Annotated in this window: 17 protein-coding genes; 10 read left to right on the forward strand and 7 right to left on the reverse strand. The window is 72.1% G+C overall.

What is annotated here, in order from left to right:
* Positions 1-86: 86 nt before the first annotated feature.
* The gene (locus ACZ47G_RS00415) at positions 87-1,664 is read right to left on the reverse strand and encodes an acyl-CoA mutase large subunit family protein (protein WP_465739267.1); all 1,578 of its coding nucleotides are present in this window, start codon (positions 1,662-1,664) and stop codon (positions 87-89) included.
* A 174-nt stretch (positions 1,665-1,838) separates the two neighbouring features.
* Between ACZ47G_RS00415 and ACZ47G_RS00420 the strand changes: the two genes are divergently transcribed.
* The 7 genes from ACZ47G_RS00420 to ACZ47G_RS00450 all read left to right on the forward strand — a co-directional run bounded on the left by ACZ47G_RS00420 (position 1,839) and on the right by ACZ47G_RS00450 (position 8,925).
* Positions 1,839-2,594, forward strand: a complete 756-nt coding sequence (locus ACZ47G_RS00420; protein WP_465739268.1) for an SDR family oxidoreductase — start codon at positions 1,839-1,841, stop codon at positions 2,592-2,594.
* 75 nt (positions 2,595-2,669) lie between these two features.
* Positions 2,670-4,313: an alpha/beta hydrolase gene (locus ACZ47G_RS00425; protein ID WP_465739269.1), complete on the forward strand. Its 1,644-nt coding sequence runs from the start codon at positions 2,670-2,672 to the stop codon at positions 4,311-4,313.
* A 303-nt stretch (positions 4,314-4,616) separates the two neighbouring features.
* Complete coding sequence (locus ACZ47G_RS00430) at positions 4,617-5,150, forward strand: 2-oxo-4-hydroxy-4-carboxy-5-ureidoimidazoline decarboxylase (RefSeq protein WP_380458021.1); 534 nt, start codon at positions 4,617-4,619, stop codon at positions 5,148-5,150.
* A 330-nt stretch (positions 5,151-5,480) separates the two neighbouring features.
* Entirely contained in the window at positions 5,481-5,861 is a 381-nt protein-coding gene (sdhC, locus tag ACZ47G_RS00435) for a succinate dehydrogenase, cytochrome b556 subunit (protein WP_033332398.1), read from the forward strand.
* Positions 5,862-5,869: 8 nt separating this feature from the next.
* The gene (sdhD, locus tag ACZ47G_RS00440) at positions 5,870-6,361 is read left to right on the forward strand and encodes a succinate dehydrogenase, hydrophobic membrane anchor protein (protein ID WP_380457955.1); all 492 of its coding nucleotides are present in this window, start codon (positions 5,870-5,872) and stop codon (positions 6,359-6,361) included.
* A gap of 51 nt (positions 6,362-6,412) precedes the next feature.
* Positions 6,413-8,155, forward strand: coding sequence for a succinate dehydrogenase flavoprotein subunit (sdhA, locus tag ACZ47G_RS00445; RefSeq protein WP_380457953.1), 1,743 nt, complete (start codon positions 6,413-6,415; stop codon positions 8,153-8,155).
* Positions 8,155-8,925, forward strand: coding sequence for a succinate dehydrogenase iron-sulfur subunit (locus tag ACZ47G_RS00450; RefSeq protein WP_465739270.1), 771 nt, complete (start codon positions 8,155-8,157; stop codon positions 8,923-8,925). The genes sdhA and ACZ47G_RS00450 overlap by 1 nt, the downstream gene beginning before the upstream one ends.
* Before the next feature lie 97 nt (positions 8,926-9,022).
* On the opposite strand, the gene ACZ47G_RS00455 is transcribed toward ACZ47G_RS00450, so the two are convergent.
* Positions 9,023-9,280 (reverse strand): SCO4848 family membrane protein, encoded by a 258-nt coding sequence (locus ACZ47G_RS00455; RefSeq protein WP_380457949.1) that lies wholly within the window; start codon positions 9,278-9,280, stop codon positions 9,023-9,025.
* 139 nt (positions 9,281-9,419) lie between these two features.
* On the opposite strand from ACZ47G_RS00455, the gene ACZ47G_RS00460 reads away from it, so the two are divergent.
* Complete coding sequence (locus ACZ47G_RS00460) at positions 9,420-10,619, forward strand: D-alanyl-D-alanine carboxypeptidase family protein (RefSeq protein ID WP_465739272.1); 1,200 nt, start codon at positions 9,420-9,422, stop codon at positions 10,617-10,619.
* 22 nt (positions 10,620-10,641) lie between these two features.
* Here ACZ47G_RS00460 and ACZ47G_RS00465 read toward each other — a convergent pair whose 3' ends face one another.
* Both ACZ47G_RS00465 and ACZ47G_RS00470 read right to left on the reverse strand, forming a co-directional pair.
* Positions 10,642-11,586, reverse strand: a complete 945-nt coding sequence (locus ACZ47G_RS00465; RefSeq protein ID WP_465739273.1) for a YihY/virulence factor BrkB family protein — start codon at positions 11,584-11,586, stop codon at positions 10,642-10,644.
* A 100-nt stretch (positions 11,587-11,686) separates the two neighbouring features.
* A complete protein-coding gene (locus ACZ47G_RS00470; RefSeq protein WP_465739274.1) occupies positions 11,687-12,685 on the reverse strand; it encodes a glycosyltransferase family 2 protein in 999 nt (332 codons plus the stop codon).
* 134 nt (positions 12,686-12,819) lie between these two features.
* Between ACZ47G_RS00470 and ACZ47G_RS00475 the strand changes: the two genes are divergently transcribed.
* Both ACZ47G_RS00475 and ACZ47G_RS00480 read left to right on the forward strand, forming a co-directional pair.
* Positions 12,820-16,392 carry a bifunctional glycosyltransferase/CDP-glycerol:glycerophosphate glycerophosphotransferase gene (locus ACZ47G_RS00475; protein WP_465739275.1) on the forward strand — a complete coding sequence of 1,191 codons (3,573 nt, stop codon included), beginning with the start codon at positions 12,820-12,822 and terminating at the stop codon, positions 16,390-16,392.
* 278 nt (positions 16,393-16,670) lie between these two features.
* On the forward strand, positions 16,671-19,181 hold the full coding sequence (locus ACZ47G_RS00480) for a CDP-glycerol glycerophosphotransferase family protein (RefSeq protein ID WP_465739276.1): 2,511 nt from the start codon (positions 16,671-16,673) through the stop codon (positions 19,179-19,181).
* A 98-nt stretch (positions 19,182-19,279) separates the two neighbouring features.
* Here ACZ47G_RS00480 and ACZ47G_RS00485 read toward each other — a convergent pair whose 3' ends face one another.
* The 3 genes from ACZ47G_RS00485 to ACZ47G_RS00495 form a co-directional block, all read right to left on the reverse strand.
* On the reverse strand, positions 19,280-19,768 hold the full coding sequence (locus tag ACZ47G_RS00485; RefSeq protein ID WP_465739277.1) for a 2'-5' RNA ligase family protein: 489 nt from the start codon (positions 19,766-19,768) through the stop codon (positions 19,280-19,282).
* Positions 19,769-19,830: 62 nt separating this feature from the next.
* Positions 19,831-20,871, reverse strand: a complete 1,041-nt coding sequence (gene trpS / locus ACZ47G_RS00490) for a tryptophan--tRNA ligase (protein ID WP_380457935.1) — start codon at positions 20,869-20,871, stop codon at positions 19,831-19,833.
* Positions 20,872-20,901: 30 nt separating this feature from the next.
* Positions 20,902-22,227: a hemolysin family protein gene (locus ACZ47G_RS00495; protein ID WP_380457933.1), complete on the reverse strand. Its 1,326-nt coding sequence runs from the start codon at positions 22,225-22,227 to the stop codon at positions 20,902-20,904.
* Positions 22,228-22,265: the final 38 nt, after the last annotated feature.

Consider the following 22,265-nt stretch of genomic DNA (forward strand, 5'->3'; position numbering starts at 1 on the left):
CCGCCTTGACGGCCGACCCGCCATGAGGGCAGCTCAGTTCGTCAATCCCGTGCGCCGGTTCAACCGGTTCGGCTGGTTCGGCCGGGTCAGAAACGCTCCACCGGAACGTACGTCCCCCAGACCCCGCGCAGCGCGTCACAGACCTCGCCGACGGTGGCCCGGGCGGCCAGCGCCTCCTTCATCGGGTACAGCACGTTCGCCGAGCCCTCCGCCGCACGGCGCAGCGCGTCCAGCCCCCGGGTGACGGCCGGGCCGGAGCGCTCGGCCCGCAGCCGGGCCAGCCGGGCGGCCTGCTGCCGCTCGATCGCCGGGTCCACCCGCAGCGGCTGGTACGGCTCCTCCTCGTCCAGCCGGAACCGGTTGACACCGACCACCGTGCGCTCGCCGGAGTCGGTCTGCTGCTGGATCCGGTAGGCGCTGCGCTCGATCTCGCCCTTCTGGAAGCCCCGTTCGATCGCGGCCACCGCGCCGCCCTGCTCCTCGACCCGGGCCATCAGCGCCAGCACCGCCTCCTCGACGGCGTCGGTCAGCGACTCGACCGCGTAGGAGCCGGCGAAGGGGTCGATCGTGGCGGTCACGTCGGTCTCGTGGGCGAGCACCTGCTGGGTGCGCAGGGCGAGCCGGGCGGCCTTCTCGGTGGGCAGCGCGATCGCCTCGTCGAAGGAGTTGGTGTGCAGCGACTGGGTGCCGCCGAGCACCGCCGCCAGCGCCTGCACCGAGACCCGGACCAGGTTCACCTCGGGCTGCTGGGCGGTGAGCTGCACCCCGGCGGTCTGGGTGTGGAAGCGCAGCATCTGCGAACGGGGGTCCTTCGCGCCGAACTCCTCGCGCATGATCCTGGCCCAGATCCGGCGCGCGGCACGGAACTTGGCCACCTCCTCGAGCAGCGTGGTGCGGGCCACGAAGAAGAAGGAGAGCCGGGGCGCGAAGTCGTCCACGGCCATCCCGGCGGCGAGCGCGGTCCGGACGTAGGCGATCCCGTTGGCCAGGGTGAAGGCGACCTCCTGCGCCGGATCGGCCCCGGCCTCGGCCATGTGGTAGCCGGAGACGGAGATGGTGTTCCAGCGCGGGATCTCGGCCCGGCAGTACCGGAACACGTCGGCGGCCAACCGCAGCGAGGGCTCCGGCGGGAAGATGTACGTGCCCCGGGCGATGTACTCCTTCAGCACGTCGTTCTGCACCGTGCCGGTGAGCGCCGCGGGCGCCACCCCCTGTGCCTCACCGACCAGTTGGTACAGCAGCAGGAGTACGGCGGCGGGCGCGTTGATGGTCATCGAGGTGGACACCGCGCCGAGCGGGATGCCGTCGAAGAGCACCGCCATGTCCTCGACGCCGTCCACCGCCACGCCCACCTTGCCGACCTCCCCGGCGGCGAGCGGCGCGTCCGAGTCGTAGCCCATCTGGGTGGGCAGGTCGAAGGCCACCGAGAGGCCGGTGCCGCCGCCCTCGATCAGCCGGCGGTAGCGGGCGTTGGACTCGGCGGCGGTGCCGAAGCCCGCGTACTGGCGCATCGTCCACGGCCGGCCGGTGTACATCGTCGGGTGGACGCCCCGGGTGTACGGGTACTCCCCCGGCCGGCCCAGCCGGGCCGCCGGGTCCCACCCGGCCAGCGCCTCGGGACCGTACAGCGGCTCGATCCCGAAACCGGATTCTGCGGCAGCCATGGCTCTCTCCACGGGGTCGGCGGACGGGGGCCTCTCCTGCGGGAGTCGGTCCTCGCGGGGAGTCGGTTCTCGCAGGGAGTCGGTCCTCGCAATCTAGGGCCCGACCGGGCGGCGGGCGCGCGGAGGCGGTTGAGATGATCGGGTGAACGACCGGATGAGCCCCAGGGAGTGGCAATGACCGAGCAGAAGGTGGCCGTGGTCACCGGTGCCAGCAGCGGAATCGGCGCGGCGACCGCCCGCCGGCTGGCCGCCGAGGGCTTCGAGGTGGTGCTGACCGCCCGCCGGACCGAGCGGATCGAGGCGCTGGCCAAGGAGATCGGCGGGCGCGGCGGTTCGGCGAGAGCGGTCACCCTGGACGTCACCGACCGGGCCGCGGTGGACGCCTTCGCGGCCGAGGTCGGCCGGGTGGACGTCCTGGTGAACAACGCCGGCGGCGCGATCGGCGCCGAGACCGTCGAGCACGGCGACCCGGCCGACTGGCGGGCCATGTACGAGGTGAACGTGCTCGGCGTGCTGCACGTGACCCAGGCGCTGCTGCCCGCCCTGCGCGCGACCGGCGACGGCACCGTGCTGGTGCTCTCCTCGACCGCCGCGCTGGCCGCGTACGAGGGCGGCGGCGGCTACGTCGCGGCCAAGCACGCCGCGCACACCATCGCGGCGACGCTGCGGCTGGAGCTGTGCGGGGAGCCGATCCGGGTGATCGAGATCGCGCCCGGGATGGTGAAGTCCGAGGGCTTCGCGGTCACCCGCTTCCGCGGTGACGAGGAGAAGGCCGCCGCCGTCTACGCGGGCGTGGCCGAGCCGCTGACCTCGGAGGACATCGCGGACACCGTGGCCTGGGCGGTCACCCGGCCCTCGCACGTGAACATCGACCTGCTGGTGGTCCGCCCCCGGGCCCAGGCCGCCAACCACAAGGTCCACCGCGGCTGATCCGGCACCCGTCGCGGCGGAGCGGCCCGGCACCCCGATCGAACACGTGTCGTACACGAGTGGTACACACATGCGATGACGATCTTCCGGGCCGCCCGCCCACGGGTCCTGCTGACCGCCGTGGCGGCAGGCGCCCTCCTGCTCACCTCCGCCTGCGACGACACCGCCACGACGGCCCAGGACAAGGCCTCCGGCAACACCGCGCCCGCCCCCGCGAGCCCCACGGCCACCCCGACCCCGAAGCCCAAGGGCGAGGCCGACCCGGCGCTCAAGGCCTTCTACGGCCAGCAGATCACCTGGGCGGACTGCCCGGCCGACCCCAAGGCCGAGCAGGCGAAGATCGACACCTCCGGCATGCAGTGCGGCAAGCTGCACGTCCCGCTCGACTACGCCGACCCCGCCGCCGACGCGATCGACCTGGCGCTGATCAAGTACCGGGCCGGCGACCGGAGCCAGCGGATCGGCTCGCTGATGGTCAACCCCGGCGGCCCCGGCGCCTCCGGCGTCGAGATGGTCGAGTACGGCGCCAAGGACTTCGCCGGCACCCTGCACGACCGCTTCGACGTGATCGGCTTCGACCCGCGCGGCACCGGCGACAGCTCCCCCGTGGTCTGCTACGACGACAAGCAGCTCGACGCCGTCAACCAGCTGGACTCCCCGGACGACCCCGCCGAGCGCAAGGCCGCCCACGTCAAGCAGTCCACCGACCACGCCGCCGCCTGCCAGGCCAAGTCCGGCAAGCTGCTGCCCTTCGTCGGCACCCGCAACACCGCCCGCGACCTGGACGTGCTGCGCGCCGTCGTCGGCGACCGGAAGCTCAACTACCTGGGCATCTCCTACGGCACCTACCTCGGCGCCCTGTACGCCGAGGAGTTCCCGCAGAACACCGGCCGGCTGATCCTGGACGGCGCCGTCGACCCGGCCCAGGACACCCTCGACCACGGCGTCGACCAGCAGGTCGGCTTCGAGAAGTCCTTCGAGCGCTTCGCCGCCGACTGCGTGGACAACCACGCCGACGAGTGCCCGCTCGGCACCGACCGGACCAAGGCCGCCAAGAAGGCCGCCGACTTCCTGGACGGCCTCCACGACAAGCCGCTGACCACCAAGGACGGCCGCAAGCTCGGCCGCGATCTGGCCTGGACCGGCGTCGTCTCACTGCTCTACGGCGACGAGAAGACCTCCTGGCAGTACCTGCGGAACAGCCTCGGCTGGGCGATGAAGCGCGGCAAGGGCGACTACCTGATGGCCTCCGCCGACGACTACAACGGTCGCGACGAGAACGGCCACTACAGCCCGATGGACGAGGCCGACGGCGCGATCAGCTGCGCCGACGCGGCCCGCCCCGCGCCGACCCCCGAGCACGCCCGGCAGGCGGTCGACCGGCTGCTCGCCGAGGCGCCGCTGCTCTCCAAGGGCGTCACGGTGGACGACTACACCGAGCCCGGCTGCGCCTACTGGCCGTTCAAGACCCAGGAGAAGCCGCACACCATCCGCGCCGAGGGCGCCGCCCCGATCCTGGTGGTCGGCACCACCGGGGACCCGGCCACCCCGTACTCCTCCGCCGAGAAGCTGGCCCAGGGCTTCGCCAAGGCCACCCTGCTCACCCGGGTGGGCGAGGGCCACGGCGCCTTCGGCAAGGGCAACGCCTGCATCGACCAGGCCATGGCCGCCTACCTGACCGACGGCACCATGCCGGCCGAGGGCACCCGCTGCGGCTGAACCCGCCCGGCGACGGGCCCCGGCGGGCCCGTCGCCACGACCCGTCGCCACGACCCGTCGCCACGACCCGCCACTAGCGGACCCGGGCGGGGCGGACGGTGACACGAAGGTGTCAACGTCACAACTTGATAGCTCGTCCGGATGAATTCCGCGCGCGCCCTCCCCAACTGATGACCGCTCAACTACCTTTGGGGGGCTGCCAGAAAGGCGCCGTACGCCCCCTCCGCAGCCCCATACTCCTGCTGCTCCACCCCACCCCACCGGCCTTCCCGCCCTCCCGAGGAGGACCCGCTGGCCAGCGACATCCCGTCACAGCGGCCCGACGCCAGCACCGAGCCGACCCTCCTGGGGCTGCACCGCTTCAACGAAGCGGACGCCGGCGCCGCCGAGGAGGCCCTGCTGGCCTGCTGCGGCAGCCACCGCTGGGCCCTGCGACTCACCGCCCACCGCCCCTACCCCGACATAGGGTCCCTGCTGGCCGCCGCCAGCGAGGCCTCCTACGACCTCCGCCCGGCCGACCTCGCCGAGGCCCTCGCCGACGAGAGCTGGATGCCGCAGCCCCTGCTCGGCATGCGCGCCCCCGGCAGCCAGGCCGCGCACACCGCGCTGCGGGCGGCCCACGCCGCCTACGAGGCCCGGTTCGGCCACGTCTTCGTGGTCTGCCTGGACGGCGTCGCCCCGGAGGAGATGCTCGACACCGTGCTCTCCTCCATCCGCACCCGGCTGGCCAACGACCCGGACGAGGAGCGGCTGATCGCGGCGGACGAACTCCGGCGGATCGCCCTCACCCGGCTGGAGCACCTGGTCGCCACCCACTCGGAGGCCGGGGCGCGCTGACGCGGGACCCGCCCCGGCGCACGGCCGGCCCGGCGCGCCGGGCCGGCCGAACCCGATTCATCCGTCAGGATGAACCCGATCACCCGTTCGGCCCCCAGGGGCGGACCACCGGGGCATCACAGCGGAGCCAAGCCATCACCCAGCGTGACAAGTGGCGGCCCGGTTCCCGCCCCACTAGGCCAGAAGTGCCTGATTGATCACACCTGGGGACCCCGGAGGCGGTTCCCGACACGGCGTCGATAGGATGCTGGCGGCCGGTGGACCGTACCCGGCCGGGCTGACCGACACCGAAGCCGGCCGAGCCCCCAATCGCTTCCGGAGGGTTTTTCCGTGCCGGCTGGAACGCTGTACCGCGGCCGGGAAGGCATGTGGAGCTGGGTGGCTCATCGAGTCACCGGCGTCCTCATCTTCTTCTTCCTGTTCGCCCACGTCCTGGACACCGCCCTGGTGCGAGTGTCGCCGGAGTCCTACGACACCGTCATCCAGACGTACAAGACTCCGCTCGTGAACCTGATGGAGTACGGCCTGGTGGCCGCCATCCTGTTCCACGCGCTCAACGGCCTGCGCGTCGTCGCGGTGGACTTCTGGTCCAAGGGCCCGAAGTACCAGAAGCAGATGCTGTGGACCGTCGTAGGGGTCTGGGTCGTCCTGATGGCCGGCTCCTTCTACGGCATCCTGCAGCACACGCTGATCTCCTGGTTCGGGAAGTGAGCTGACTGATGTCCACGGATTACTCCGACGCGATCGTCGTCCCCTCCAAGCAGGCGCACACCGGCAAGGGCCTCGGCACCGGCAACCCCGCCGACGCCTTCGTCATCGAGCCGCCGCGCAAGCGGACCGCGAAGACCCCGCGCCGCACCCGCACCAACTTCGAGATGCTGGCCTGGCTCTTCATGCGCCTGTCCGGTGTCGTCCTGGTCGTGCTGATCCTCGGTCACCTGCTGATCATGCTGGTGCTCGACGGCGGCGTCTCCAAGATCGGGTTCGCCTTCGTGGCCGGCCGCTGGGCCTCGCCGTTCTGGCAGGGCTGGGACCTCCTGATGCTCTGGCTCGCCATGCTGCACGGCGCCAACGGCATGCGTCAGGTCATCAACGACTACGCCGAGAAGGACTCGACCCGGCTCTGGCTCAAGGGGCTCATGGGGACCGCCACGGTGTTCACCGTGCTGCTCGGGACCCTGGTGATCTTCACCTTCGACCCCAACATCTGAGCCGCGAGCACCATCGACCATCGGCAGAGGCCAGAGGCGAGTTAACCCCCCATGCAGATTCACCAGTACGACACCGTCATCGTCGGCGCCGGCGGCGCCGGCATGCGCGCGGCCATCGAGTCGACGCAGCGCAGCCGCACCGCCGTCCTGACCAAGCTCTACCCGACCCGGTCCCACACCGGCGCGGCCCAGGGCGGCATGTGCGCCGCCCTGGCCAACGTCGAGGAGGACAACTGGGAGTGGCACACCTTCGACACGGTCAAGGGTGGTGACTACCTGGTCGACCAGGACGCCGCCGAGATCATGTGCAAGGAGGCCATCGACGCCGTCCTCGACCTGGAGAAGATGGGCCTCCCCTTCTCCCGCACCGAGCAGGGCCGGATCGACCAGCGCCGCTTCGGCGGTCACTCCCGCAACCACGGCGAGGCCCCGGTCCGCCGCTCGTGCTACGCGGCCGACCGCACCGGTCACATGATCCTCCAGACGCTGTTCCAGAACTGCGTCAAGCACGGCGTCGAGTTCTTCAACGAGTTCTACGTCCTCGACCTGCTGCTCAACGAGGGCAAGACGGCCGGCGTCGTCGCCTACGAGCTGGCCACCGGCGAGATCCACGTCTTCCAGGCCAAGTCGGTCGTGTTCGCCTCCGGCGGCACCGGCAAGTTCTTCAAGGTCTCCTCGAACGCCCACACCCTCACCGGTGACGGCCAGGCGGTGGCCTACCGCCGCGGCCTGCCGCTGGAGGACATGGAGTTCTTCCAGTTCCACCCGACCGGCATCTGGCGCATGGGCATCCTGCTCACCGAGGGCGCCCGCGGCGAGGGCGGCATCCTGCGCAACAAGGACGGCGAGCGCTTCATGGAGCGCTACGCCCCCGTCATGAAGGACCTCGCGTCCCGTGACGTCTGCTCCCGCGCGATCTACACCGAGATCCGCGAAGGCCGCGGCTGCGGTCCGGACGGCGACCACGTCTACCTGGACCTCACCCACCTGCCGCCGGAGCAGCTGGACGCCAAGCTCCCGGACATCACCGAGTTCGCGCGCACCTACCTCGGCATCGAGCCCTACACGGACCCGATCCCGATCCAGCCCACCGCGCACTACGCCATGGGCGGCATCCCGACCAACGTCGAGGGTGAGGTCCTGCGCAACAACACCGACGTCGTCCCGGGCCTGTACGCGGCCGGCGAGGTCGCCTGCGTGTCCGTGCACGGCGCCAACCGCCTCGGCACCAACTCGCTGCTGGACATCAACGTGTTCGGCCGTCGCGCGGGCATCGCCGCCGCCGACTACGCCAACGCCAACGAGTTCGTCCCGCTCCCGGAGGACCCGGAGACGCTGGTCCAGGGCATGGTCGACAAGCTCCGCGAGTCGACCGGCACCGAGTCCGTGGCGCAGATCCGCAAGGAGCTGCAGGAGACCATGGACGCCAACGCGATGGTGTACCGCACCGGCGCCACCCTGAAGCAGGCGGTCGAGGACATCGCCGCGCTGCGGGAGCGCTACAAGCACGTCTCCATCCAGGACAAGGGCTTCCGGTACAACACGGACCTGCTGGAGGCCATCGAGCTGGGCAACCTGCTCGACCTGGCCGAGGTGCTGGCCGTCTCCGCGCTGGCCCGCGAGGAGTCCCGCGGCGGCCACTACCGCGAGGACTTCCCGACCCGTGACGACGTGAAGTTCATGCAGCACACCATGGCGTACCAGGAGGTCGCCGCCGACGGCAGCACCTCCATCCGCCTCGACTACAAGCCGGTCGTCACGACCCGCTACCAGCCGATGGAGCGTAAGTACTGATGAGCACTCCGACTGTGGAGCACTCGGCCGCTCTGGACGCGGTCGAGGCCGGTGGCGTACAGCTGATCACCGTCACCTTCCGGATCCGCCGGTTCAACCCGGAGGAGCACCCGGACCCGGTGTGGGTCGACTACCAGCTGACGATGGACCCGAAGGAGCGCGTCCTGGACGCGCTCAACAAGATCAAGTGGGAGCAGGACGGCACCCTCACCTACCGCCGTTCCTGCGCGCACGGCATCTGCGGCTCCGACGCCATGCGGATCAACGGCCGCAACCGGCTGGCGTGCAAGACCCTGATCAAGGACGTCGACCCGGAGAAGCCGATCACGATCGAGGCCATCAAGGGCCTGACGGTCCTCAAGGACCTGGTCGTGGACATGGACCCGTTCTTCCAGGCGTACAAGGACGTCATGCCGTTCCTCATCACCAAGGGGAACGACCCGACCCGCGAGCGCCTGCAGTCCGCCGAGGACCGTGAGCGCTTCGACGACACCACCAAGTGCATCCTGTGCGCCGCGTGCACGTCGTCCTGCCCGGTGTTCTGGAACGACGGCCAGTACTTCGGCCCGGCCGCCATCGTCAACGCGCACCGCTTCATCTTCGACTCGCGCGACGAGGGTGCCGAGCAGCGCCTGGAGATCCTCAACGACCGCGAGGGCGTGTGGCGCTGCCGCACCACCTTCAACTGCTCCGAGGCCTGCCCGCGTGGCATCGAGGTCACCAAGGCGATCCAGGAAGTGAAGCGGGCGCTGGTCACCCGCCGCTTCTGATCCCCGCCTGACAGTACGGAGGCCCCCGCCCGATCCTCGGATCGGGCGGGGGCCTCCGCGCGTCCGGGCCCGGCGCGGCGTCAACGGGGTCGAGCGGTCAGTCGGTGGCCGGGGTGCGGCGGGTGGCGCGGAGGCCGCGGAGGCCGATGGTGCCGACGGCGATGCCGAGGAGGAAGGAGGTGACGGCGAGGAGGAGGTGGATCCAGAAGAAGGCGGTGGGCTGGGAGTGGTCGCCGTTGACGAAGGCCTGGCCGCCGGAGTCCTTCCACAGGTTCTTGACGAAGGTGGTCCAGATGATCATCGACCAGACGCCGAAGGCGGTCAGGAACCAGGAGGTGCGGCGGCTGAGCTTCATGGGGCGGTCCTCGGCAGGGTGGCGGCGGTGTGCCTCCCCAGTATGCGCGGGCCGCCGATCGGCCTAGGGCGGGCCCCTCGTGCGGAGGACCCGTCCGGTGTGGCGGACGGCGGGGCGCCGCGATGGGTACGGTCAGCTGGTGTCCACACCCCGTCATTCCTTCGCGCAGCTGTTCGCCGCGGTCGCCGCGGCCCTCCCGGTCCTGCTCGCCGCTCCGGCGGCGGTCGCGGCTCCGCAGGCGCCGCCCCCGTCGACCGCGGTCGGCGGTGAGCGGCTCGGGCTCCCCGGGGTCCAGGTCAATCCGCTGGCGGGGGCGCCGGCGCTGCCGACGGACCTCACCGGCCAGTCCTGGATAGTCTCCGACGTCGCGTCGGGCGAGGTGCTGGCGGCCTACAACCCGCACCTCCGGCTGCCCCCGGCGAGCACCCTGAAGATCCTCTTCGCGGACACCGTGCTGCCCAAGTTCGACCGCAACGCGGTGCACCGGGTCGCCGACGAGGAGATCCAGAACATCGGCCCCGGCAGCAGCCTGGTCGGCATCAAGGAGAACCTGGACTACCGGGTCGAGGACCTGTGGCGCGGGGTGTTCCTCAGTTCGGGCAACGACGCCGTGCACGTCCTGTCGCACATGAACGGCGGCATCCAGCCGACCGTCAACGAGATGCAGGCCCGCGCCGACGCGCTGCAGGCCCGGGACACCAAGGTGATCTCCCCGGACGGCTACGACATGGACGGCCAGGTGTCCTCGGCGTACGACCTGTCGCTGTTCGCCCGTTCCGGCCTGGGCAACGCGGACTTCCGGATGTACTGCGCGACCCGGGACGCGATGTTCCCCGGGGCCGTCGACAAGAACACCGGCCAGCGCGGCAGTTTCGGGATCGCCAACACCGACCGGCTGCTGGGCAAGTACCCCGGCCTGATCGGGGTGAAGAACGGCACCACCACCAACGCCGGCTCGACCTTCGTCGGCGCCGCCGAGCGGGGCGGGCGGACCCTGCTGGTGACGGTGATGCACCCGGCCAGCTACCAGCGGGTGTACGACGAGACGGCCGAGCTGCTGGACTGGGGCTTCGCCGCGGCGGGCAAGGTGCGGCCGGTCGGTCGGCTGGTCGACGAGAAGCCGGCCGGCGGCGAGGAGCCGACCGGTCAGGCGGGCGGCGCCGCGGGGTCCCCCGCCCCGCCGCCGCACCCCTCGGCCGGGCCGGGCCGCCCCGCGGCGGCGGCCGGGGACGACGGGCTCGGCCTGGGCGGCTGGTCGGCGGTGGTGGCCGGGGCCGTGGTGGCGGTGGGTGCCGTGGTGGTCGTGCGGCGCCGGTCGGCGGGCCGTACCTGGGGGTGATCCCCGGTGCGCGGGCCCGGCCTCAGTCCTGGGGCCGGGCCTTAGCCGTCTCCGCGCCCCGGGCCTCGGACTCGTCGGCCGCGGCCAGCAGGGCCCGGCCGTGCGCCCTGGTGCGCTCCCGGGCGTCCGCCGGGTCGGCCGTCGCCGTCCAGGCCACGCAGTACATCAGCAGCCGGCTGACGAAGTTGATCCAGAGCAGCAGCGCCACCGGAGTGGCGAAGGCGCCGTACAGGCTCCGCCCGGCGACCGAGCCGAGGTAGGAGGCGAGCAGCAGTTTCAGCAGTTCGAAGCCGACCGCGCCGATCAGCGCGCCGGTGAGGAGGTCCCGGCGGTGCTGGCCGGTGATCCCGGGGAAGGGCGCCAGCAGGTAGGCGAAGAGCAGCATGTCGCACGCTATGGCGATCAGCACCCCGACCGCGGTGAGCAGGTAGCCGCTGTCGAAGCCGCTGGCGTGGGCGATCCGCCCGGCGAGCGTGGTGCCGGCCGCCGAGGCGGCCAGCGAGAAGAGCGACACCAGGCCGAGGCCGGCCAGCACCACGACGTCCCAGGCCTTGCGCAGCACCGGGTTGCCCTTCTCGTCGGGCAGTTGCCAGAGGTCCCGGATCGAGGTGCGCATGGTGTCCACCCAGCCGAGGCCGGAGACCAGCAGCAGGGCGCCGCTGACCAGCCCGAGGGCACCCGCGTTGGCGACCAGGGAGGGCAGGTTGAGCGCGTCCGACAGGCCCGGCAGCTGGTCGGAGATGCGGTGCTGGAGGTCGTCCACCTGACTGCCGTTCAGCGTCGCGACGGCGATCGCCAGCCCGACGGTGAGCAGCGGGAACAGGGCCAGGAAGCCGAAGAAGGTGACGGCTCCGGCCAGCCGGTTGCCACGGGCGGCGGAGAAGTACTCGTACACCCGGTACGGGCGGCTGCGCAGCACCCGGGCCACGAGCGGGCCCAGGACCGGAAGGCGGGTCAGGAAGTCCACCCGTCCGGTTATACCGGCCCGTCCCCCGAACGGCCGACAGGCGCGGGCCGGATCCCCGGGCCGGTTCCGGCGGGCGGGCCCGCCCGGCGGGCCCCCGGGCTCAGCGGTTGACCAGCCGGCGGGCCTTCGCCAGCGCGCGGACGGCCTGGTACGCGGTGTAGCGGCCCTGTCCGAGCAGCTCGGTGCGCACGCCGTCCGCACCGGCCGGCGGGCGGTAGCCGGCCGGGCGCAGCCGGGCGCAGTGCTCGGCGGCGCGGCGGAAGTACTCGCGGCGGTCGCCGGGCGGGACCCGGCCGGGCTTGGCGACCACGGTGTTGAGGTGGTTGAGCATCTTGCCGTAGACGACGGGGCGCCACCGGTCCAGGTCGGGGCGGCGGTCGAGGAAGGCGAAGACCAGGTCGTACTGGGCGAACACGTCGAAGTGCTTGCGGCTGGCGGTGGCCAGGATGTTGCCGCCCTCCTGGCGCTGGCGGTAGTGCACGCCGACCCGGTCCAGCAGGGTGATGGAAGCGGCGGCGAGCAGCGCCGGGTACGTCCAGGGGGTGTCCTCGTAGTAGCCGGCCGGGAACTCCAGCCGCTGCTCGGTGATGAACCCGCGGCGGTAGGCCTTGTTCCAGACGACCTGGAGCAGGTCGAGCAGGTCGGGGCGGGCGGCGAGGTCGAAGACGTCCGGGGAGGCGGCGCCGAAGACGTGCCCGGCGGCGGCCCGGGTGATCCGGCCGTCGGCGTAGCCACGGGCGTAGTCGTAGACCAGGACGTCCGGGTCGCCGGTGGCGGCGAGGCGCTCGTCGACGGCCCGGAGCAGGTCGGGGGTGAGGGTGTCGTCGCTGTCGAGGAAGACCACGTAGTCGCCGGTGGCGACCTCCAGGCCGGCGTTGCGGGCCCGGCCGAGGCCGAGGTTCTCCGGCAGGTGGAGCACCCGGACCCGGGGGTCGGCCGCCGCCGCTTCGTCCAGCAGGGCGCCGCAGCCGTCCGGCGAGCGGTCGTCCACCGCGATCAGTTCGAAGTCCGGTCCGTCCTGTCCGAGGACCGATTCGAGGCACTCGGCGAGGTAGTCCTGGACCTGGTACACGGGGACGATGACACTGAAGCGGGGCACGGGGCCCAGCGTAGTGGGCCCGGGGGCGACCGGGCCCCGGAGGTAGGATCGGGGCGCACGTACGCACCGATCCCTTGTGCGGCAAGGCCCCCACGGGGCTGCCACGCTCCTCCCGAGAAAGGCCTGCGTAGCCGATGGCTCCCCGCCTCTCCATCGTCGTTCCGATCTACAACGTCGAGCGTTACCTCGTCGAGTGCCTCGACTCGATCGCCGCCCAGACCTTCACGGACTTCGAGTGCGTCATGGTCGACGACGGTTCCAAGGACGGCAGCGCGGCGCTCGCCGAGGCCTACGCGGCCCGGGACTCCCGGTTCCGGCTGGTCCGGCAGGTGAACAAGGGCCTCGGCGCGGCCCGCAACACCGGCATCCGGCACATCGACCCGGACTCCGAGTTCCTGTGCTTCGTGGACAGTGACGACTCGATGCCGCCGAGCGCCTACGAGCTGATGATCAACACGCTGGAGGAGACCGGCTCGGACTTCTGCACCGGCAACGTGCTGCGGTTCCGGGCGGTGGGCTACTACCAGTCCGGCGGGCACGTGAAGCCGTTCAAGGAGACCCGGCTCAAGACCCACATCACCGAGCTCCCGGCGCTGGTCACCGACCGCACCGCGTGGAACAAGGTGTACCGCCGGTCCTTCTTCGACGCCGCCGACCTGCTGTACCCCGAGGGCATCCTGTACGAGGACGCGCCGGTCAGCGTGCCGCACCACTACCTCGCCAAGAGCGTGGACGTGCTCTCCGAGCCGATCTACCACTGGCGCGAGCGCGAGGTCGGCGAGATGTCGATCACCCAGATGCGCACCAACCCCAAGGGCCTGGTCGACCGGGTCGCCTCGGTCGAGCTGGTCCGCGGCTGGCTGAAGAAGCAGACCGAGCCGCGCTTCGCCGAGTACCTGCGCTCCTACGACGAGAACACCCTCGTCGAGGAGATCCCGATGTTCTTCTGGTCCGTCGTGGACGGCGACAAGGAGTACCGGGACGCCTACGTCCAGCACGTCAGCCGGCTGCTCCGCTCGATCGGCCAGGAGCAGGTCCGCAAGCTGCGCGCGCCGCTGCGGCTGAAGTACCACCTGACCCTGCAGAACCGCGTGGACGAGCTGGTCGAGCAGATCAAGTACGAGGGCGACAGCGGCGGCGGCGTGCAGGCCCGCGGCCTGCTGCGGCCGTACGCGGACTACCCGTTCCTGCGCGGCGGGCGCAAGAGCGTGCCGTCCGGCGTGCTGAAGCTGGACAACTCGCTGGTCATGCGCAGCCGGCTGTACCAGAGCGCCTGGGTCGGCGGGAAGCTGGAGCTGACCGGGCACGCCTACCCGGAGCAGCTGGGCGCGGCCAACAAGCACGACATGGTCCGCACCCTGGTGCTGCGCGAGGCCAAGGGCCGCCGGGTCGTCGCGGTGCCGATGAAGACCCAGTACAGCCCCGAGGCCACCGCCAGCTGCAACCACGACCTGTACAGCTGCGACTGGTCCGGCTTCACCGTCGCCCTGGACCCGAAGAAGCTCAAGCACCGCGGCCAGTGGAAGGACGGCCACTGGCGCGTCCTGGTGGCCGGCGCAGGCAAGGGCGGGATCTACAAGGGCCGGATCTCGGCGGGCTGGAGCGACACCGCCGAGTCGATCCCGCTGCACTGGGTCGAGCCCGACGTGCGGATCGTGCCGTGGGTCCGGGACAACTTCGTCTACCTGCAGGTGGAGACCGTCAAGGCCCGGGTGACCGGCCTGGCCGCGCAGGACGGCCGGATCGAGGTCTCCGGCGCGGCCCGCTCCGGGGCGAGCTTCGTCGGGGCCCGGCTGCGGCTCACCCACGTCGAGTCGGACCGCGAGCTGACCTTCCCGCTGGAGCTGGGCGCTCCGGTCGGCACCCTGCAGCCGTTCACCTCCGCCGTCGAGGTGGCCGAGCTGACCGCCGTCCGCGAGGCCTGGGCCGAACTGGACCCGGTCGCCGCCGAGCGGGTGCGGGACCGCTGGGACAGCGCGCTGGTGCTGGCCGACGGCGGCGTCCTGCCGCTGGTCTGGGACGACCGCAACGCGCCCGAGCAGCTGCACCTGCCGCTGGACCCGCAGGCGCCCGTCGAGCAGCGCCGGGCGATCTACACCAAGCCCTCCCCCAGCGGGCACCTGCAGTTCTCCGACCAGCTGCTGCAGCCGGTGGTGGACGAGGTGTCCGCGCGCGGCGCCGACGGCTTCCTGCTGAGCGGCTCGTTCCCGCTGCCCGGCGCGCACCGCTGGGAGCTGGTGGTCCGGCACCACTGGCGCGAGGAGGAGCACGTCTACCCGGTGGAGATCTCGGACGGCCGGTTCCGCACCGCGCTGCCCGCCGTGCCGACCGCCTCCTTCGCCGGGCGGGTCCCGCTCGCCCACGGCACCTGGCGGGTCTTCTTCCGTCCGGTCGGCGTGCCCGGCGTCGACCTGCCGAACGGCTACGTGCAGATCGCCCCGGGCTGCTTCGGCTCCCTGCCGGTGGAGGTGGAGTCCCGCGGCAAGCGGATCGCGCTGGAGCGCCGCCAGCACGACTGCCTGTCGCTGGAGTCGCACGCGGCGCTGATGCCCGAGGAGCGGGCCGGCTTCCGCCAGCGCCAGATCCGCAGCGTCGACTACCCGGCCGCCCGTCGCCTGCCGGTGCGCGACACCGTGCTGTACAACGCCGGGAACAACAGCGTCTACGCCGACTCCCCGAAGGCGATCCACGAGGAGCTGGTCCGCCGGGGCCTGCCGCTGGAGCACCTGTGGGGCAACGACGACCTGCAGGCCGACCTGCCGCGCACCGCGCAGGCGATCCGGCTCTGGAGCCCGGAGTGGTTCGAGGCGCTGGCGACGGCCAAGTACATCGTCACCAGCACCCACCTGCCCGACTTCTTCGTCCGTCGCCCCGGCCAGGTGGTCGTGCAGACCTGGCAGGGCAGCCCGCTGAAGCAGGTCGGCTTCGACTTCGAGAAGGTCTGGTTCACCGACTCCCGGTACCTCAAGAGCCTGGCCCGCGAGGTGCCGAACTGGAGCCTGCTGGTGGCCGGCAACAGCTGGTCGGCCCCGGTGCTGCGGCGCGCGTTCGACTACCAGGGCGAGATCCTGGAGAGCGGTTCGCCGCGGAACGACCTGCTCTTCGCGGCCGACCGGGAGAAGACCGCGGAACAGGTCCGCGAGCGGCTCGGCCTGCCCGAGGGCAAGAAGGTCGTGCTGTACGCGCCGACCTGGCGCGAGGACCGGCGCCGGCCGAACGGCGGCTACCAGATCGACCTGCGGATCGACCTGGAGGCGGCCAAGGCCGCGCTCGGCGACGACCAGGTGCTGCTGGTGCGCCGGCACAGCCTGATGTGCGGCCAGATCCCGGGCGCCGGCAACGGCTACGTCTGGGACGTCGGCACCTACCCCGACATGGCGGAGCTGCTGCTGATCGCCGACGTGCTGGTCACCGACTACTCGTCGAGCGTCTTCGACTTCGCCAACACCGGCAAGCCGATGTTCTTCTTCACCCACGACCTGGAGCACTACCGCGACAACCTGCGCGGCTTCAGCCTGAACTTCGAGGCCGAGGCCCCCGGTCCGCTGCTGGCCAGCTCCACCGAACTGGTCGACGCGCTCGGCCGGGTGGAAGAGGTCGCCGCCGAGTACGCGGACAAGGCGGCCGCGTTCCGCGAGGCGTACTGCGACCTGGACGACGGCAAGGCCGCCGCCCGGGTGGTCGACGCGATGCTCCGCAAGGAGTAGCCACCGGCACGCCGCGAGGCGCCCGGCGCGATCCGCGCCGGGCGCCTCCGTGTTTTCTGGGAATTTCCTGGGAAGTGTCGGCCCTTTACGTGTATTTTGCACTCGAACTGATGTTTTGTCGACGAATTTCAAAGGATATTCTGCGAACCCCGCAGTTGACCCGGGGTGCCTTCCCGGTATGGGATATCAATTCGGCCCCGGTCCGGTCGACACCGGAACGCGGCCCTCCCGGCCACCGCCACCGCCGGGATGACGTCCCCCCGAAGGGTCCCCGCACCATGTCTGCGCTCACCCGGTTAGTCCTGCCGCACGCCGCCCCGTGGGTGAGCACGGGCCGGTCGGCCGACGACGAGAACGTGGTGTTCGGGCTGCTGCGCGCCCGCTGGCACAGCCGCGGACTGGAGCTCACCGGCTTCGGCCGCCCGCTGGACCTGGACACGGGCCGCCCCGGCTCGGCCTGGACCTGGCTGACCCTGCGCCACGAGCGCGGGACGGTGCCGCCGCTCCACCTGCGCTCCCGGCCCCGCCGGCTGCCCGAGGTCACCGACGACAGCGCCCAGCCCGAACACAACCACGACTGGTCCGGCTTCACCGCCCTGGTGGAACCCTCCCGGCTGCGCCAGGACGACCGCTGGCAGCTCGGCGACTGGCAGGTCGAGACCACCCTCTTCACCCGCCCCCGCCCCACCCGGCTGCGCCGCCAGTACGGCGCCCTCGCCCCCCACTGGTGCGGCTCCGGCGAATACCCGCCCGCCCGCTGGGTGGACCGCGAGGTACGCCTCCAGCCGTACTTCGAGGACGGCCGACTGCGGCTGCGGCTGGAGCGCCCCGGCGTCCGGCTCGACCACGCCGGGCCCACCCCCGACGGCCTCCGGCTGGCCGGCACCGCCGACCACTGCCCCGGCGGCACCGTCCTGCGGCTGCGGCACCGGCAGAGCGACGCGGTGATCGAACGGCCGCTCACCCGCACCGGCAACACCTTCGCCGTCGACCTGCCGTACCGGCCGTTCACCGCCGACGGGCGCGGCCGCGGCGAACTGGAGCACTGGGACGCCGAACTGCTGCGCCCCGACGGCGGCACCGACCAGCTCTGCCTGGACGAGCGCAGCGGCCCGGTGGCCGGCCAGCACCCGCTGCCGGACACCCCGGACCGGGTGCTCTACCTCAAGCACCTCGCCGACGGCCGGCTCCAGGTCTGCGTCCAGCCCGCGGCCGGGATCGTCGACCGGATCGCCGTCCACTTCGGCGGCTTCGAACTGTCCGGCCACTGCCCGGACCCGGCCGCCGACCGGCTGGAACTGGTCCTGCGGCACGGCGGCACCGCCGGCGAGGTCCGCGCGCCGGTCGAGCCCGAGCCGGACGGCCGCTTCCGGGTCCGGGTGCCCGCCACCCGCACCGGCTCGGACGGCGCCGTGCTGCCGCTGCGCAAGGGCGTCTGGGAGGCCGCCCTGGAGCCGGCCGACGGCTCCGGCCCGGCCCGGCCGCTGCTCGCCGCCGCGGCCGTCCTGCCCGCCCTGCCCGCCACCGCGACCACCGGCGGCAAGGACGTCCTGCTGCAGCGCCGCTGGCACGACACCCTGCTGGTGGACTCCACCCCGGTGCTCGACGCCGCCGAGCGCAGCGCCTGGACCCAGGCCCGGCTGCGCACCGGGCACTACCCGGCCGCCCGCCGCGAGCCGCTGCGCGAGGCGGTGCTGTACGACGTCTTCGGCGGCCGCGGCTACGCCGACTCCCCGCGCGCGGTGCACGCCGAACTCGTCCGCCGCGGCGAGCGGTTGGAGCACCTGTGGGTGGTCGACGACGGCCAGGCCGAGCTGCCGCCCGGGGTCGTCCCGATCCGGATCTGGAGCCCGCAGTGGTACCGCGCGCTGGCCACCTGCCGGTACCTGGTCGGCAACACCCACTTCCCGGACTTCCTGGAGCGCCGCGCGGGCCAGGTCGTGGTGCAGACCTGGCACGGCTCGCTACTGAAGCGGATCGCCCACGACGTCGACAACCCCTGGCTGGCCGACCACGGCTACCTGGAGGCGCTCGACCGGGAGACCCCGCAGTGGAGCCTGCTGCTCTCCCCCAGTGCCTTCGCCACCCCGATCCTCCGGCGCGCCTTCCGCTACGACGGCGAGGTCCTGGAGTCCGGCTACCCGCGCGGCGACGTGCTGGCCCGGCCCGAACCGCGGACCGCCGCGGCCGTCCGCCGCCGGCTCGGCGTCCCCGAGGGCAAGCGGGTCGTGCTGTACGCGCCGACCTGGCGCGAGGACCAGCGGCGCGGCGACGGCGAGGGCTTCCGGCTCGACCTGCGGCTGGACCTCGACCACGCGCGCCGGCTGCTCGGCGAGGACCACGTGCTGCTGGTCCGCCCGCACTCGCACGTGCGCGACCCGCTACCGGGCGCCGGCGACGGCTTCCTGTTCGACTGCGGGGACTTCCCCGACCCGCAGGAACTGCTGCTGATCGCGGACGTGCTGGTGACCGACTACTCGTCGATCATGTTCGACTTCGCGATCACCGGCCGCCCGATGTACTTCTTCACCTACGACCTGGAGCACTACCGCGACACCCTGCGCGGCTTCTACTTCGACTTCGAGCGGGACGCCCCCGGCCCGCTGGTGCCCGACTCGGCCGAACTGCTCGCCGCACTGCGCGAACTCGCCGACGGCGGGGCAGGGCTGCCGCCCGGCTACGCCGAGCGCTACCGGCGCTTCCGGGCCGGGCACTGCGCCCTGGACGACGGCGGCGCGGCCCGGCGGGTGGTCGACCGGATGCTCGAACTCGGCCGCACCGAGCGGTAGTTCAGCCGCGACTCAGGAGCGGCGCCGGTCCAGGAGTGGTGTCGGTGCAGGAGTGGTGTCGGTGCAGGAGCAGTGCCGGTTCAGGAGCGGCGCCGGTTTCAGGAGAAGTGGTAGTCCCGCCAGGGCCGCCAGACCTCGTCCGCGTCGAACCGGGAGAGCGAGAACCCCGGCACCAGGAAGGCCGCCCGGAACCCGCGCGCCTGCTCGTACGCCTGGTCCAGCACGTCGTCCGGCAGGCCGTGGGCGACCGTCACGTGCGGGTGGTACGGGAAGGCCAGCTCGCGGGCCAGCGGGCCGGAGCGGACGTCCGCCTCCAGCAGCCGGCACTCCTGCGCGCCCTCCTCGACCCGGACGAACACCACCGGGGAGACCGGGCGGAAGGTGCCGCCACCGCGCAGCAGCATCCGGAACGGCCGGTGCGCGGCCGCCACCGACGCCAGGTGCTCCTCGATCTTCGGCAGCGCCTCGGCCGGCACCTCGGTGGGCGGCAGCAGGGTGACGTGCGTCGGTATCGAGCGGGCCTGCGGGTCCCCGAGGCCGGCCCGGGCGTCCTGGATCCGTGCGCCGTGCGGGTCCGGGACGCTCACGGACACACCGATGGTGAGGAGCTCCGGGAGCCCCTCACCACCGGGCAGACGGGTGAGCGGAGTCACCGCTTGGCGGCCGGGAGGAAGCCGATCCGGTCGTACACGGTCGCCAGCGTCTCGGAGGCCACCGCGCGGGCCTTCTCGGCGCCGATCGCCAGCACCCGGTCCAGCTCGGCCGGGTCGTCCAGGAAGGCGCTGGTGCGCTCCTGGAAGGGGGTGACCCACTCGGTGTACAGCTCGGCCAGCTCGGTCTTCAGGGCGCCGTACATCTTGCCCTCGAAGTGCGCGACCAGCTGCTCGACCGACTGGCCGCTGAGCGCGGAGTGGATCCGCAGCAGGTTGGAGACGCCCGGCTTCTGCTCCTCGTCGTAGGAGACCACGGTGCCGGTGTCGGTGACGGCGCTCTTGAACTTCTTGGCGCTGGCCTTGGCGTCGTCCAGCAGGCTGACCAGGCCCTTGGCCGAGGAGGCCGACTTGCTCATCTTGATGCCCGGGTCCTGGAGGTCCATGATCTTCGCCGTCTCCTTGAGGATGTACGGCTTCGGGATCGTGAACACCGGCGCGTAGCGCGAGTTGAAGCGCTCCGCGATGTCGCGGGTGATCTCCACGTGCTGGCGCTGGTCCTCGCCGACCGGGACGGCGTCCGCCTGGTAGAGCAGGATGTCCGCGATCTGCAGGATCGGGTAGGTGAACAGGCCGACGGTGGTGCTGTCGGCGCCGTACCGGGAGGACTTGTCCTTGAACTGGGTCATCCGGGAGGCCTCGCCGAAGCCGGTGAGGCAGTTCATCACCCAGGCGAGCTGCGCGTGCTCGGGCACGTGCGACTGGACGAACAGCGTGCAGTGCTCAGGGTCCAGCCCGGCGCCGAGCAGCTGGGCCGCCGAGACCCGGGTGTTCTGGCGCAGGGTCACCGGGTCCTGCGGCACGGTGATCGCGTGCAGGTCGACGACCATGTAGAAGGCGTCGTTCTCCTTCTGCAGGTCGACCCACTGACGCACGGCGCCCAGGTAGTTGCCGAGGTGGAACGAGCCGGAGGTGGGCTGGATGCCGGAGAGCACCCGGGGACGGTCCTTGACCGGACCAGTGACCGCTGCGTTGACCATGCGGGCCATTGTTCCAGTTCCCCCGGTCGCTCAGGAAACCTCTGCCCCAGGAGGCTCCTCCGGTGTGACCGCACTCACCCTCACCCGGGCGATCCGCCGGCCCTCCACCTTGGCCACCGTCAGCAGCACCTCCCCGCCGCCCTCGACCGGCACCCGGGCCTGGTCGCCGTCCCGGGGCAGCCGGCCGAGCGAGGCGACCAGGCAGCCGGCCACCGTCTCGTACGGGCCCTCGGGCAGGGTGACGCCGGTCTCCTCCTCGAAGTCGCCGAGGTTCAGCAGGCCGTCCAGTTCCGTGCCGCCGCCGGCCAGCCGGCGGGTGGGGGCGGACTCCGGCCGGTCGTACTCGTCCCGGATCTCGCCGACCACCTCCTCGACCAGGTCCTCCAGGGTGACGATGCCGGCCGTGCCGCCGTACTCGTCCACCACGATGGCCAGGTGGTGGCCCTCCCGGCGCATCTCGCCCATCGCCTCCAGCACCCGCTTGGTGCCGGGCAGCAGCTTGACCGGACGGGCCAGGTCGCGGACCTTGACGGCCTGCTCGCCGCGGGCGCCGTAGAGGTCCCGGACGTGGACGAAGCCGACCACCGCGTCGGCGCTGCCCTCGACCACCGGGTAGCGCGAGTGCGGGGAGGTCTCCGCCTGGTGGCGCACGGCGGCCAGCGGACGCTCGGCGTCCAGGAAGGTCACCTCGGTGCGCGGGACCATCACCTCGCGCAGCTGGCGCTCCCCGGCGGCGAACACATCCGCGATCAACGCCCTTTCGTCGCTTCCCAGTTCGGTGTTGGAGGCGACCAGTCCGCGCAGTTCCTCGGAGCTCATCGAGCCGCGCCCGGCCGCCGGGTCGCCGCCGAACAGCCTGACCATCAGGTTGGTGGAGTGGCCCAGCAGCCAGATCACCGGGCGCAGCGCCACCGACATCACGTCCACCACCGGGGCGGCGGCCACCGCGATGGACTCGGCGCGCTGCAGGCCGATCCGCTTGGGGGTGAGCTCGCCGAGCACCAGCGAGACGTAGCTGATCACCAGGGTGAGGCCGACCAGGGCGATCGCGTCCGCCACCCCCTGGGACACTCCGGCCCGGACGAACAGCGGGGCCACCTTGCCGGACAGGGTGTCCGCGCCGAACGCGGCGGACAGGAAGCCCATGCAGGTCACGCCGACCTGCACGGCGGCCAGGAAGCGGTTCGGGTCCGCGGCCAGGTGCGCGGCCCGGGCCGAGCGCCGGGTGCCGCGCGCCTCCAGCGCCCGGATCTGGCCCTCGCGCAGCGAGATCAGCGAGATCTCGGCGACGTTGAACAGCCCGCCCAGCAGGATGAAGACGAGGACGAGCGCGGCGTCCCCGAGGGTTTCGTTCACAGCGGGCCAGTGTAGGCGGCCGAGGCGTCCCGGCCCGG

This window comes from Kitasatospora sp. NPDC030952 (genome assembly GCF_055571335.1).

Coding starts and splice junctions, on each gene's coding strand:
- ACZ47G_RS00415 (WP_465739267.1), bottom strand. CDS start 1,664: ATGGCTGCCGCAGAATCCGGTTTCGGGATCGAGCCGCTGTACGGTCCC.
- ACZ47G_RS00420 (WP_465739268.1), top strand. CDS start 1,839: ATGACCGAGCAGAAGGTGGCCGTGGTCACCGGTGCCAGCAGCGGAATC.
- ACZ47G_RS00425 (WP_465739269.1), top strand. CDS start 2,670: ATGACGATCTTCCGGGCCGCCCGCCCACGGGTCCTGCTGACCGCCGTG.
- sdhD (WP_380457955.1), top strand. CDS start 5,870: ATGTCCACGGATTACTCCGACGCGATCGTCGTCCCCTCCAAGCAGGCG.
- sdhA (WP_380457953.1), top strand. CDS start 6,413: ATGCAGATTCACCAGTACGACACCGTCATCGTCGGCGCCGGCGGCGCC.
- ACZ47G_RS00450 (WP_465739270.1), top strand. CDS start 8,155: ATGAGCACTCCGACTGTGGAGCACTCGGCCGCTCTGGACGCGGTCGAG.
- ACZ47G_RS00455 (WP_380457949.1), bottom strand. CDS start 9,280: ATGAAGCTCAGCCGCCGCACCTCCTGGTTCCTGACCGCCTTCGGCGTC.
- ACZ47G_RS00475 (WP_465739275.1), top strand. CDS start 12,820: ATGGCTCCCCGCCTCTCCATCGTCGTTCCGATCTACAACGTCGAGCGT.
- ACZ47G_RS00480 (WP_465739276.1), top strand. CDS start 16,671: ATGTCTGCGCTCACCCGGTTAGTCCTGCCGCACGCCGCCCCGTGGGTG.
- trpS (WP_380457935.1), bottom strand. CDS start 20,871: ATGGTCAACGCAGCGGTCACTGGTCCGGTCAAGGACCGTCCCCGGGTG.